At 49.6% G+C, this 12,487-nt stretch carries 17 protein-coding genes; 5 read left to right on the top strand and 12 right to left on the bottom strand.

All coding sequences use genetic code 11. The annotated features are described in order from the left end of the window. Positions 1–62 precede the first annotated feature (62 nt). Positions 63–1,643, bottom strand: a complete 1,581-nt coding sequence (gene bshC / locus RQP18_RS04730) for a bacillithiol biosynthesis cysteine-adding enzyme BshC (protein WP_342389010.1) — start codon at positions 1,641–1,643, stop codon at positions 63–65. Positions 1,644–1,755: 112 nt separating this feature from the next. Here bshC and RQP18_RS04725 point away from each other — a divergent pair, with 112 nt between their 5' ends. After that, positions 1,756–2,220: an N-acetyltransferase gene (locus tag RQP18_RS04725; protein WP_342389009.1), complete on the top strand. Its 465-nt coding sequence runs from the start codon at positions 1,756–1,758 to the stop codon at positions 2,218–2,220. A gap of 70 nt (positions 2,221–2,290) precedes the next feature. On the opposite strand, the gene rpmF is transcribed toward RQP18_RS04725, so the two are convergent. After that, positions 2,291–2,464, bottom strand: coding sequence for a 50S ribosomal protein L32 (gene rpmF / locus RQP18_RS04720; protein WP_031548420.1), 174 nt, complete (start codon positions 2,462–2,464; stop codon positions 2,291–2,293). Positions 2,465–2,466: 2 nt separating this feature from the next. Beyond that, positions 2,467–2,982, bottom strand: a complete 516-nt coding sequence (locus RQP18_RS04715; RefSeq protein WP_342389008.1) for a YceD family protein — start codon at positions 2,980–2,982, stop codon at positions 2,467–2,469. 134 nt (positions 2,983–3,116) lie between these two features. On the opposite strand from RQP18_RS04715, the gene RQP18_RS04710 reads away from it, so the two are divergent. After that, complete coding sequence (locus RQP18_RS04710; RefSeq protein ID WP_373446134.1) at positions 3,117–4,256, top strand: nucleotidyltransferase; 1,140 nt, start codon at positions 3,117–3,119, stop codon at positions 4,254–4,256. Here the strand turns inward: RQP18_RS04710 and coaD are convergent. Together coaD and rsmD are read right to left on the bottom strand one after the other, a co-directional pair. Continuing rightward, entirely contained in the window at positions 4,243–4,728 is a 486-nt protein-coding gene (gene coaD / locus RQP18_RS04705) for a pantetheine-phosphate adenylyltransferase (protein ID WP_342389006.1), read from the bottom strand. The two genes, RQP18_RS04710 and coaD, sit on opposite strands and share 14 nt — an antisense overlap. Then, positions 4,728–5,270 carry a 16S rRNA (guanine(966)-N(2))-methyltransferase RsmD gene (rsmD, locus tag RQP18_RS04700; RefSeq protein WP_342389005.1) on the bottom strand — a complete coding sequence of 181 codons (543 nt, stop codon included), beginning with the start codon at positions 5,268–5,270 and terminating at the stop codon, positions 4,728–4,730. The genes coaD and rsmD overlap by 1 nt, the downstream gene beginning before the upstream one ends. A 61-nt stretch (positions 5,271–5,331) precedes the next feature. On the opposite strand from rsmD, the gene RQP18_RS04695 reads away from it, so the two are divergent. After that, positions 5,332–5,703, top strand: a complete 372-nt coding sequence (locus RQP18_RS04695; RefSeq protein WP_342389004.1) for a DUF7147 family protein — start codon at positions 5,332–5,334, stop codon at positions 5,701–5,703. Between the two features lie 2 nt (positions 5,704–5,705). Here RQP18_RS04695 and RQP18_RS04690 read toward each other — a convergent pair whose 3' ends face one another. Then, on the bottom strand, positions 5,706–5,969 hold the full coding sequence (locus tag RQP18_RS04690) for a YlbG family protein (protein WP_031548413.1): 264 nt from the start codon (positions 5,967–5,969) through the stop codon (positions 5,706–5,708). Positions 5,970–6,057: 88 nt separating this feature from the next. Here RQP18_RS04690 and RQP18_RS04685 point away from each other — a divergent pair, with 88 nt between their 5' ends. Next, positions 6,058–6,978 carry a glycerophosphodiester phosphodiesterase gene (locus tag RQP18_RS04685; RefSeq protein ID WP_342389003.1) on the top strand — a complete coding sequence of 307 codons (921 nt, stop codon included), beginning with the start codon at positions 6,058–6,060 and terminating at the stop codon, positions 6,976–6,978. A gap of 58 nt (positions 6,979–7,036) precedes the next feature. Here RQP18_RS04685 and RQP18_RS04680 read toward each other — a convergent pair whose 3' ends face one another. Further along, positions 7,037–7,483 (bottom strand): YlbF family regulator, encoded by a 447-nt coding sequence (locus RQP18_RS04680; RefSeq protein WP_342389002.1) that lies wholly within the window; start codon positions 7,481–7,483, stop codon positions 7,037–7,039. A gap of 140 nt (positions 7,484–7,623) precedes the next feature. Here RQP18_RS04680 and RQP18_RS04675 point away from each other — a divergent pair, with 140 nt between their 5' ends. Then, positions 7,624–7,983 (top strand): YugN family protein, encoded by a 360-nt coding sequence (locus RQP18_RS04675; RefSeq protein WP_031548407.1) that lies wholly within the window; start codon positions 7,624–7,626, stop codon positions 7,981–7,983. 54 nt (positions 7,984–8,037) lie between these two features. Here RQP18_RS04675 and RQP18_RS04670 read toward each other — a convergent pair whose 3' ends face one another. From RQP18_RS04670 to RQP18_RS04650, 5 genes are all read right to left on the bottom strand, one after another. Further along, complete coding sequence (locus RQP18_RS04670; RefSeq protein WP_342389001.1) at positions 8,038–8,493, bottom strand: DUF420 domain-containing protein; 456 nt, start codon at positions 8,491–8,493, stop codon at positions 8,038–8,040. Between the two features lie 21 nt (positions 8,494–8,514). After that, positions 8,515–9,468 carry a cytochrome c oxidase assembly factor CtaG gene (gene ctaG, locus RQP18_RS04665; RefSeq protein ID WP_342389000.1) on the bottom strand — a complete coding sequence of 318 codons (954 nt, stop codon included), beginning with the start codon at positions 9,466–9,468 and terminating at the stop codon, positions 8,515–8,517. A 130-nt stretch (positions 9,469–9,598) separates the two neighbouring features. Continuing rightward, positions 9,599–9,940 (bottom strand): cytochrome C oxidase subunit IV family protein, encoded by a 342-nt coding sequence (locus tag RQP18_RS04660; RefSeq protein WP_342388999.1) that lies wholly within the window; start codon positions 9,938–9,940, stop codon positions 9,599–9,601. Position 9,941: 1 nt separating this feature from the next. Further along, positions 9,942–10,568 (bottom strand): cytochrome (ubi)quinol oxidase subunit III, encoded by a 627-nt coding sequence (locus RQP18_RS04655; protein WP_342388998.1) that lies wholly within the window; start codon positions 10,566–10,568, stop codon positions 9,942–9,944. After that, entirely contained in the window at positions 10,568–12,487 is a 1,920-nt protein-coding gene (locus RQP18_RS04650) for a cytochrome c oxidase subunit I (RefSeq protein WP_342388997.1), read from the bottom strand. Before RQP18_RS04650 ends, RQP18_RS04655 begins: the two co-directional genes overlap by 1 nt.

Raw genomic sequence — 12,487 nt, 5'->3', positions numbered from 1 at the left:
AATTTAATTATCCAGACCCAAAAAAAAGACAGCTTTCATATTCAATGAAAGCTGTCTTCCGGCTAGACGCCCTTGACGATGGTGAGCTGTGTTGTGTAGGACAGGGTGGAAGACTCGATTCCAGGAAACATCCATGGATGGTAGACGCGCTCCTGGAGGCTGCCGCCCGGCAGGATCCGTTCTGCCACCTCTTCCAGATCATTCAGCTGGTGCCGGAGTGTCCGCCTGACTTCCAGCTGATACCTCCGCTTCAGATAGTCGAACTGCTTCTGATGCGCTTTCAGGTTGGCATCGATCAGGTGCCGGTGGTTCTTGCGGCCGGGCACTTCCGCCACTCCCGCATAGTCGCTTTCAAGCCTTCCTTGTATCTCATCCACTTCCTTCAGGAACGACGCGTCCGTCGCATCATCGACCAGGCTCTTCTTCCTATGCTCCACATCCTCATGAAGCCTTGCAGAGACTTCAAGATCGTATTTGTCCATGAGTTTGCGCAGTCTCATGTCCTCATGGATGATTTCCATCCGCTTCACTATAATCGGCATGGGTACATCCATATCCCGGAAGGCTGCATGGAGTTCCCCCCAATACTTCACTTCTGCACCGCCTCCGGCAAAGATGAGTGTATTGAAGAGCATCTCCTGCATGAGCGGACGTGTAACGACATTATTGCTGAATGTTTCCGGCGTTTCCTCCAGCCGTCCAAGCAGCTCCTTTTTGGAAACAGCCCCCTTGTCAGTGGCGAATCTGCCGTCTTCATGCATCAGCAATGTCCTGTTCTCCTCCGAACCCGTAAACAGATGGACATTCGTATCCGTCTCGATCATCGGTGGGAGATTGCATGCGGTACCGAATGCCTCCTGACCGCTCCTGAACGCCTGGTCGATCTCCTCATGGCGTTCTATCATGGTCTTGAACATCGGCACTTCGAGCGCGCGCACTGCACTGCTGTGGGCATTGAATATGAGCAGTCCCTCTTCCTTGAATACATCATGGACAAGCGCATGGAAGAGTTCGGTCCAGTACTCATGCGTGTCGATCATCTCGACGATGCGTGTCTTCTTGTTGTTCAGGAATCCTGAATCTCCACATTCCTGGATGACCGCATCCAGGGTCGCCTTCATGTCCTCCCGGTCATATTTATAGAACCCCAGGCTCATCGGCACAGTCAGATTCGGCTTGTAGGCAATCTTCCTCCGTCTCCTGTGTGTCTTGTCATAGACATGGGTATGGTTCACTTCGTCGAAATCATGGTCCTCTCCCGCTACCCAGAACACGGGGACCGCCTCATATCCGTGGTTCTCCCTGACTTCTTCTACCAGTACGAGAAGCGTGATGATCTTGTGTACGATGTAGCTTGGGCTCATGAACAGGCCGGCCTGCTGTCCGCCGATGACCACCCGGTTGCCCTGCCTGAACCTTTCAAGATTCTCGCGCTGCTCCCCGCTCAGGCCGTAGCGCGACATTTCATCCTCGATGATATCGGCAAGTTCCTCCGTGTGGGCATGTGCAGGTCTTTCCCATACCTTCTTCAGACTCTCCTCGTCATAGGAGAGATGTTCATAGAATGTAAGCGTCTCCTGGTCTCTATCTGTAAAGCGTTGTGTAAATTCATCCTGTCCGAAATTCAAACATTCAATTTCCATAATTCGTCTCCTTCTTCGGGGGTATTAATCAAATTATAAATATTATAAACATATAAAACAATTGAACGGTTTTGAAGATGTATACTATAATGAAATCAAAGGAGAGAGTAAAATGTCAGAAGTGAAACATTTAGCAATCAATTACAAGACAGCAGAAGATTTCAAGAAGTTCCGTGAATATGGTGCACAGGAACTCCAGATGGTCAAGGAGCTCGAGGGCAACATGATCGACGCCGATATCGACTCCCCCTTCTATGGCATCTATGTCGGGGACACGCTGGCCGCACGCATGTGCCTGTACCGCAAGGAGGATGAGCAGGCGCCGATCTTCGATCCGCCGCATGACTATATGGTCATCTGGAAGCTCGAAGTGCTTGAAAAATATCGGGGCCGCGGATTCGGAAGCAAGATGATCGAATATGCCAAAAGCTATGGCATACCGATCAAGGCAGTCAGTCGTCAGAACTCACGTGGATTTTTCGAGAGGCATGGCTTCGAGCCGCTGAAATATGATATCGAGCGCGATATGTCCGAAGATCCGTTGATCTGGTATCCGGAAGGCTATGTACTCAACTAGGCCCATGCACCATAAAACAAAAAAGTCGCTGGTGGAATGATTCCACCAGCGACTTTTCTTATCGCATCAATTAATTTGCTGCGACATCTTCACCTTTATAGCTGCCGCATTCTTTACATACACGGTGGGAAAGCTTCATTTCTCCACAGTTTGGGCATTCCACCATACCAGGCACTGAAAGCTTCAGATGCGTACGGCGTTTTCTTTTGCGTGTAATTGAGGTTCTTCTTTTTGGTACTGCCATTTCTATTCCTCCTTATTCTCACTGTCGTCTAGCAGCGATTTCAACTTTGCCAGTCTCGGATCCACGTCCTCTTCCTCCTGTGACAACTCCTCTTCGCTGATGACGGACCATTCCTTGCCGCCGGTCAGCACTTCATCACTCTTCGTGATGACGAATGGAATGTTGACAACAATCAGTTCACGGACCACGGGTTCCAGATCCAAAGTGTGGGTCACTGGATGAACATTCTCAGCCAGTTCGTCGTCTTCGCCCGCCTCTTCATCGAATATTTCATTCGATTCGATGTGAAGGGGTACTTCTATGTCTTCGGAAGTACGGCTATCGAGCATATTAACCACTGTATCTATCATAAGATCGACCGAAATCTGGCGATTCCGGACATGGATTTCTCCCTCTACAGAAGTTTCCTCGATGGAGGTTACATCCTTGCGGTCTGTGATCTCTCCGAACTGGACCTTTTCATTTACAGCGATTGATTCCTGATTAAACTTTTTAAGCTGTGTTAATGACCATCTCATATAGTTTCACCTCTTATGAGCACAAAAAACATTGTACCTTCAACAAGGTTTTCTGTCAAGTTTTTTTCTTAACACCATGCATTATTCCGCAGGCGATTTCTGTTACAATATCATTGAAGAGAAAGGAGCCCTTAATGATGATTATCACATCTTTGATTACCGAATACAATCCCTTCCATAACGGGCATATCCATCACATCGAAGCGTCACGACGGCTGACGGGTGCTGATGTCGTCATCGCCATCATGTCCGGCAGCTTCACCCAGCGCGGAGAGATTGCCGTCACCGACAAGTTCACCCGTGCTGAAGCCGCCATCCGCCATGTGGATCTTGTAGTGGAGCTGCCCTTCCTGAACGCCATCAGCTTCGCCGATGATTTCGCAATGGGCGGCGTGTACATTGCCGAACTGCTCGGCAGCGACCACATCGTCTTCGGCAGCGAATCCGGTGACATCGAGGCGCTCAAGGCTGTCCATTCGAAACTGAAGAACAGGGATATCCAATCCCGGATGGAGGAGTACATGAAAAAGGGATACAGCTATCCCCGCGCCATCAATGCATCCATCCGCTCGGACGTCTTCGGTGGAGCGAACAATACGCTCGGCCTCGCCTATATCCGGGCGATCGAGGCACTCGGGTCGGAAATCATCCCGCTGACCATTCCACGGCTCGGAAACCGGTACAGCGAAACGACGCTGTCACAGTCCCGCTTCTCCAGTGCCACCAGTCTGCGTGAAGCTCTGGGCGAAGGCCGGACGGAAGCTGCTGCACAATACATGCCACGGGAACTCGCCGAAGTCATAAACGCAGCGGGCCCCCTTTCCAATGAAGATCTGTTCGCCACGCTGAAGCTCCTGATCCAGCGCAGTTCGGCTGAAGACCTTCGCCGGATCTATATGATGACTGAGGGCATCGAGCACAGGCTGCTGGCAAAGATAAGGGGCCATCATTCCTACAGTGCGTTCATCGGGAGCGTCAAGACCAAGCGATACACCTGGACCCGGCTGAACCGCCTGATGATCTATATACTGCTGAATATCACCAAGTCCCGCATGGACGGCTACGTCATGAAGGATGCTGTCAGGGTGCTGGCGATGAACGCTACGGGACAGTCGTTCCTGAAGACACTGCCGGAAGACCTGCCGGTCATCACCAATGTCAACAGTACGAACCGGCATCACGTTGAGGATGAAGTCATGGCAACGGACATCCATAACATCTTCAGCCGCTCCCAAAGGAATGACTATAACACTCCAGTCATCATTGCAGATTGAACTTCCGCTTCAGCGCATCTTCAACAAGCGGCGGTACAACATCCTCTATTTTGCCGCCGTACTTTGCAACCTCTTTTACAATCGAGGAAGAGATGAATGAATAGTTGTTGTTCGTCATCATATATATCGTCTCTATGGAACTGTTCAGTTTACGGTTCATGGATGTGAGCTGCATTTCATATTCAAAGTCACTTACAGCACGCAGGCCTCTGACAATGGCTTCTGCACCCACCTCTTCACAGAAGTCGATCAGAAGGCCATTGAAGCTCCTCACCTCCACGTTCGGGTAGCGCTCTGTCACCTGCCTGATCAGTTCCACCCTCTCTTCCGGGGTGAAGAGCCCCTCTTTCGAAGAGTTTTTCAGAACAGAGACATAGACTGTTTCGAATATTTTGCTTGTACGTTCAATGATATCAAGATGTCCATATGTGATGGGATCGAAACTTCCCGGACATACTGCAATCCTACCCATTATATCCCTCCTCCTTTCGTCAGTATATTCACACGGATGGTGCCATACGTCACATCTTTTATGCTCACGTGACTATGTATCGGGTACTTCTCATCCTTGTGGGTCTCCACGACAATCCGTCCGCCGTCCTCGAGTATGTCGAGATCTTCGATCATCCCCAGAGCCTTCCCCACCATGCCCTTGTGATAGGGCGGATCCAGAAAGATCAGGCTGAACCTTTTTTCACGTTTTGCCATGGCTTTCAGTGCACGCCGGTAGTCATTGCGGAAGATCTCCACGGGCTCGTCGATACCTTCGGTATTCTCCCTGATTATGGCGATGGCGTCTTTTGCGCCATCTATAAACATAGCATGAGTCGCACCCCGACTCAATGCTTCGATGCCAAGTCCCCCACTTCCTGCAAAAAGGTCGAGGACGCCCCCCTCCACATCGCCCAGAATATTGAATATGTTCTCCCTGACCTTGTCGGTCGTGGGACGGGTGTCGTTCGACTTCAATGCTGCGAGTTTCTTCGATTTGTATTTTCCACTGATTATTCTCATGGCGAGCCCACTTTCTTTCCTTTCGCGGTTAGTTTAAAATGATGGATGGGAGTTGATAAGCATGCAAAAATTCATCACGCTCGGAGAGGGCCACGGCGACCTGTTCGAACTGGAGGCACTGATCGGACACAATGGTGCCAGAATCGACAAGGGGATATTCCTGCATACAGCCGACGGTCCATCCACTTTTCTTCTGATCATGTCGCCTGTACGCGGCAATTTCCAGGCCATATATACTATACACCATGGCATCGCCTACAAGGAAGGTGAGGGTCGGAAATACACTCTGATCCATGAATGGTGCAGGGCCGCTGATCTACCTGTAGTCGAGTTCTCCACGCGCAATCCGGAGGATTTCTATGAACGGGAGCAGTTCTACCAGTACATAACAGGCGTATTGCGCCTGAACAACCTGATACCCCCGATGACCTGAAATCAGATGACGCGGTAGTCCTTCGATTCGAAATTCTCGGTGCCGTATTCCCTCTTGATATTCGGATATTCCGAAACCAGGACATCGCTGACATACTTCAGGCCATTCAGCGCTTCCATGGTTTGAGGGAGGTCCGATTCGTATATATATAGTAATAAGTACTTCTTTTCCTTATTGACGTATATGAGGTGGCCGTAGCGTTTCAATTGTCGTATGAATTTATTTTGTTTAAAATAAATGTATATGCCAATGCGTTTCTCAAGCATATTAACCCACCTTATAAAATTTTATAGAGTTATGATACCATGGAAATGGGAAGTTTTAAATGAAACTATAATTGGAGGCAGACTAACTATGAAAAAGTGTACTAAAAGCCTTTTGACCGCAATTGGTGTCACAGGTGGACTGGTCGGCGGACTATGGATCGGCACGAAAGTCACGTCCGACCCCGCAATCAGGGACATCAAACCGTACTTCAGACACCGCTCCCCCTACATCTTCGCCCATCGCGGAGGACTGGGGCTTGCACCCGAGCATACGGTAGCCGCCTTTGACAAGGCAAGCAAGTTTGATGTGGACGGGTTCGAAATCGATATCCGCATGACAAAGGATGAGGAAATCGTGGTCTTTCATGATGCATATGTCGACCGCACTTCCAACGGCGCCGGCCGCGTCAGCAGCCTGACACTCGCTGAGCTCAGGGAACTCGACTTCGGCTACCATTTCAGGGACGCAGAAGGCAGCCATCCCTACCGGGGTTCTGAAGATGCGAAAATCGTCACGCTCAGGGAACTGATCGAGAAATATCCCGACAAGCTCATCAACATCGATATCAAGGACGACCCGAATTCATATGAGGGCAGCCTCATTCCAAGTCTCCTCTATCGTCTGATTGATGAACTCGGTGTGGAAGACCGTGTTCTTGTGACAAGCTTCTATGATTCACAGATCGACCGTTTCCACCTCTACTCCGGCGACGACATCGCACTTGGGGCGGGCGAAGACCAGGTCAGGAACGCCTACGTTGCATATGCATCCGGCTTCAAGCACCTGTTCAGCCCGAAAGCCGATACTTTCCAGATTCCACCAAGACACAACAATGTCCCACTCGATAAGGAAGGCTTCATCGACTATCTGCAGAGCCTGAATGTCGCAGTCGGATACTGGGTGATCAACGAGATGGATAAGATGGACGAACTGATTCAGAAAGGTGCACACACAATTGTGACCGACTATCCGGACATCAGCCATCACCTGATGAAAGAACGCTATTAGAAGTGCAAAAAGGTTCCCGCTCCAAATCATGATTTGGAGCGGGAACCTTTTTCATTATTCAGCCTGCCGTCTGACAGCCGCAGCTGCCGCCTGTAGCACAGCCGCCGGAATCCGAAGATACCGAGAAGAACGGATTGCTGCTGACCACATTGACATGGCTGCTGACACTGGTACTGACATGGTAGAGCACCTCGTCCAGCATCTCCTGCAGCTGGTATTCGGCCCTCCTGTATTCCATGATGATGGGATGCATGTCCAGCTTCTTCTTGAACTGGTTGATTTCCCGCCGTTTGGTACTGAAGTCGGGATGATATTTCCCAAACCTCTGCACCTCTTCAAAATCCGACTTCAGCCGGGTGAAATGATCTATGAGTCCTGCCACTTCCTCGTCTTTCTCAAGAAGTGTCCGGTATTTGCAATAATGCCTGTAGGCTTCAGTCTGCCTTATCTTTTCATTTAAGGCATCGATCTGATCGAGAATTTCCAATTCTGCTTCTGTAACCATATACAACACCTCTCATCTCATAGTATCACATACATGCCGATTTCATCCACCAGCATTTTCGGTTCTCAAATACTATTTGCAACTGTGCAAGGAATAGATTAAAATTAAAGTAATGGAAAAATGCTTAGGGAGGAAATTTCATGGTTTTCGAAAACTCTACTCTTGAGACGATGCTCGTTTCTCAGGATATACTGCAAGATGTAATGAACAAGAACGGACTGGTCCTTGGTGGTTCATGGGACTATGAACGGATGACCTTCGACTATAAATACGAAGTCCCTGAAGGCATCTACTACCTGCGTGTACCAGGATATGCTGTCGAAGGCGATGTGGGCGCGAAAAATGCCATCATCCAGCTGATGGACCCCTACATGGGCAAGCACTACTATCCGACAGGCATCGAGTATGGAAGCGATGAACACTTCCCTGAACGTATTGTCGATCACGCGGTACAGAAGATCAGGGCGGTTGCCCAGGATCTGAAGGCACTGACCAGCTAATCGACCAATCAAAAAGAGCGGCTCACAAATTGTGAGCCGCTCTTTTTTGTATTTCTATCCCTGCAGAATCGCTTTGATCAATGATGTGGTTTCGCCACCCGGATAAAGGATGTACAGCAGGACATAGACCATCACACCTGTGATCGCCGTACCAAACCATATCGTCGATGCCCAGGGTGCTATCCTTCTGTGTCTGACGAGCTTCTCCTTCTGTCCGAGGTATACCTGGACACCTCCGAGAATGCCACCAGTCGTCGCCAGTATGATATGGAATATCAGGAATACCGTATAGTACGGCACCAGGGCGTCCGGGCCCCCGAAAGCCGTGTTTCCGATGAACACCGTCCTGGATGCATAGATGACGAAGAATATCAGGGCGCTGAGCGCCGCCAGCGTCATCATTTTGCGGTGTGTTTCAACCTGTCCATTCTTCACTTTGGCAATGCCGATTGCCATGAATATTGCACTGATCACGATGAACAATGTACTGAGAGTCGGTAAAATATGCACAGTGGAATTCTCCTAACTTCTTTATCTGTATTGGTTGAAAAGTTCTTTCTGCAGACGTGCTTCCTCAATGGAGCGGCGTGTGACCTCGTCTTCATCCTTCCGCTCATTTCTATACCAGTTGAAGAAGATATAGCCGAGCATGAAGCCAAAGAAGACTTCCTGGAGCACTTTCATGATGATGCCGCCCGTCTGCTGGTCCATGATCGGGGACGTATTCGTAAAGTATTCAGGACCCGAGATGAGGCCCTGTCCCTTCAGTCCATCCAGCACACCGGAAGGCACGCACAGTTCCATGGCTGCAAGCCACGCATCGCCATCCGTATATGTCCGATACAATGGATCTCCTGCAAAGATGATCAGTCCGCATGCCGGTGTCAGCAGTGCACCGATACCGAATATATACAGCAGCTTGAAGAGTCCGCCCATATGGCGCTCTTCCGGCTCCACCCTGTTGAAGATCGGGTAGAACATCAGCAGGGCCAGCGCAAACAGCAGGATGTTGAATGCCGAATGCAGCATACCGCTCTGCTTCAGAAAATCCAGTACGACCGGCAGATGATAGATCGAGAAGATGCCGTTGAACAGAATCAGTGGAATCAGAGGTTTTTTTGCGATTGCAAAAAACTGCTTCACAACAGGCAATCCGACAAAATACTTCCACAGATATTCCGGTATGGCGAAATACATGAGCGGTGCGATCAGCAGAAATACGACAGCCATCTGCAGCATATGGAAGCTGAACAGTATATGGCTCAGAATATCGACTGGAGATCCGTACATTGCATAAAGCAGTACCATGCTCGCCAGGAAGACCATGGCCTCCTTATACCGCAATGGCCGGCCGCCTTCAAAGTCCGCATACCATTTCTTTGTTATAAGGAAATAGGCGACGGTCAGGAAGACGACGAAGGCCAGAAAGAAGGGACTCCAGTTTGCAATGAATCCGAATATCGATATAGATGACAAGTTTTCCATTTAGAATCATCCCTTTATAAAATCACTTACTTCAAGTATAGAATCCGGTGGGACATCAGGCAAGTGCTGACCTTGACAATATGATGACAAAACAAAGACCGGCACAGAATGTGCCGGTCTTCATACTGGCTTAGATCGGAGAGCCGATCCAGACAATATAGATGAATGTTACAACAAACGCCAGGGCGAAGAACATGCCCGTCAGCATGAACAGCTTTGCGAATTCATGTCCCTTATCCTTCATGTGCATGAAGTAGAAGAACTGAAGTATGACCTGGATGAATGCCATTCCGATGACAATCGGAATGACGAACTGTGCATCCAGGTCCATCGCTACCAGTCCGAAAGCAGTGAATGTAAGGAAAATCATGAGCGCAAAAGAGATGACCTGCTGGCGCATTTCCCTCGTACGCTCACGGCGTACATACTCAAGTTTCTTCTTTGATATTGGTTCCTGTTTGATTTCTGCCATATTACAACACTCCCAGCAAGTAAACTATTGTGAAGATGAAGACCCACACAACGTCGATGAAGTGCCAGTACAGAGATGCAGTGTTTACTTTCGCAGCAGTGTACACGGATAGTCCACGCTTGGCATTACGGATGATAAGCAGTGTTATCCATACAAGGCCGATTGCGACGTGGGCACCATGGGTACCAAGCAGGAAGTAGAATGCACTTCCGAATGCGCTCGACCTGAATGTATGTCCAAGGTGGACATACTCGATGAACTCATATATCTCAAGAGCCAGGAAGCCAAGGCCGAGGAGGACTGTAATACCCAGCCAGAGCTGCATTTTTGCAAAGTTGTTGTTCCTCATATGATAGACTGCATAGACGCTTGTAAGGGACGATGTCAAAAGGAACATCGTCATGACGAATGCAAGCGGCAGGGCGAAAAGGTCAGCTGCCAGGAGATGGTCATCTGACGGTACTGAATCCTTCAGAGCAAGATATGTTGCAAAGAGAGAGGCGAAGAGCGCAGTCTCACCTGCAAGGAAGATCCAGAAGCCGACAAACTTGTTTTTTCCTTCCATCGTCGCTGTTTCCGGATGTGTTGGCCATCTTTCACTGGGTACATTATATTCCATGTGAGCCATTATTTCGCCCTCCTTTCTTCTTCTTCTTCAAGGTCTCTTAACACTTCTTCTTTTGTTACATAGTACCCGAGGTCATCTTTGAGGGAACGTGTGATCATTGAACCGAATGTGATTGCCAGTCCAAGGATGAGTACCCATGGCGCCCATGGATGCTGCGGCAGATCGGATACTGCATCGATTGCCCATTCTTTGCCGGATGCGAAGTACAGCGCACCGAAGGCTGCCACGAACAGGCCGAAAGACAGGACGAATGGAATGAACGAGTTGTTCGGCATATGGAAATCTTCCAGGGATTCTGCCGGCATCATTTTTCCATTGTTTGCCTTCTTCTCGATCCAGTATGCATCAAGACCACGCACAAGCGGTGTCTGGGCGAAGTTGTAGTATGGTACCGGAAGTGGCAGAGACCATTCGAGCGTACGTCCGTCGCCCCATGGATCACGGCCCACTCTCTGGTTCTTCGCAAGTGTCATGACGATGTTTACGACAAGGATGATTACGGCAATGGCCATCAGCAGTGCCCCGATGGACGAAACAATGTTTGCGGTGTTATATCCCTGCCCGTCCATATACGTGAATACACGTCTTGGCATTCCCCATAGACCAAGGAAGTGCTGGATCAGGAATGTCGTATGGAAGCCAATGACGAAGATGACGAATGTGATCTTGCCGAGCTTCTCGCTGAGCATGTTACCGAACATCAGCGGCCAGTAGTAGTGCAGTCCTGCCAGAAGGCCGAACACTACCCCACCCACGATGACATAGTGGAAGTGCGCAACGATGAAGTATGAATCATGGAACTGGTAGTCGGCTGGCGCAGCTGCCTGCATAACACCTGTCACCCCACCCATCGTAAACGAAGGGATGAATGCGAGTGCGTAGAGCATCGGCGTCGTGAACTCGATGCTTCCACCCCACACGGTGGCGACCCAGTTGAATATCTTGATACCCGTCGGTACGGCGATTGCCATTGTGGCCACCGCAAAGATTGCGTTCGCCGTCGGTCCAAGACCTACTGTGAACATGTGGTGTGCCCATACCATGAATCCGAAGAATCCAATCAGTACAGTCGCAAACACCATTGCCGAGTAACCGAACAGACGTTTACGGGAGAACGTTGCAAAAATTTCTGAGAAGATACCGAATGCCGGAAGAATCAGAATGTATACTTCCGGATGACCGAAGATCCAGAACAGGTGCTCCCAGATGATCGTGTTCCCTCCAGTTTCTACAAGGAAGAAGCTGGAGCCGAACATGCGGTCGAACATCAGCAGGAAGATGCCGATTGTAAGCGGCGGGAATGCAAATACGATAAGTACTGAAGCCACGAGCGTCGTCCATGTCATCAGCGGCATTCTCATGTATGTCATGCCCGGTGCCCTCATGTTGATGATTGTCGTTACAAAGTTGATACCTGAAATTAATGTACCTGCACCGGTGATCTGAAGACCGAGTGCGTAAAAGTCGATGCCGTGTCCGGCGGATGCGATTGATAATGAAGCATAGCTTGTCCAGCCTGCATCAGGGGCGCCTCCGAGGAACCATGAAAGGTTCAGGAAGATACCACCGAAGATGAACAGCCAGACACCAAGTGCATTCAGGAATGGAAAGGCAACGTCACGCGCCCCGATCTGGAGGGGGACTGTCGCGTTCATGAATGCAAACAGCAGCGGCATGGCTGCCAGGAATATCATCGTCGTACCATGCATCGTGATTACTTCGTTGAACAGTCCTGCAGAGAGGAAGTCATTGTTTGGTACAGCGAGCTGGATTCTGATCAGCATCGCTTCAATACCACCCACTACGAAGAAGAAACCACCAGCAATCAAGTACAGTATTGCTATTTTCTTATGGTCTACTGTAGTCAGGTATTCCCAGATTACAGAACCGACACCTTGCTTTTTAGCTGTGGATGCCAT

This window comes from Salinicoccus sp. Bachu38 (assembly GCF_038561955.2).
GTDB classification, from domain to species: Bacteria; Bacillota; Bacilli; order Staphylococcales; family Salinicoccaceae; genus Salinicoccus; species Salinicoccus bachuensis.
Note: the sequence above shows the minus strand (reverse complement) of the source record. Positions and strands in the feature narration are given on the sequence as shown.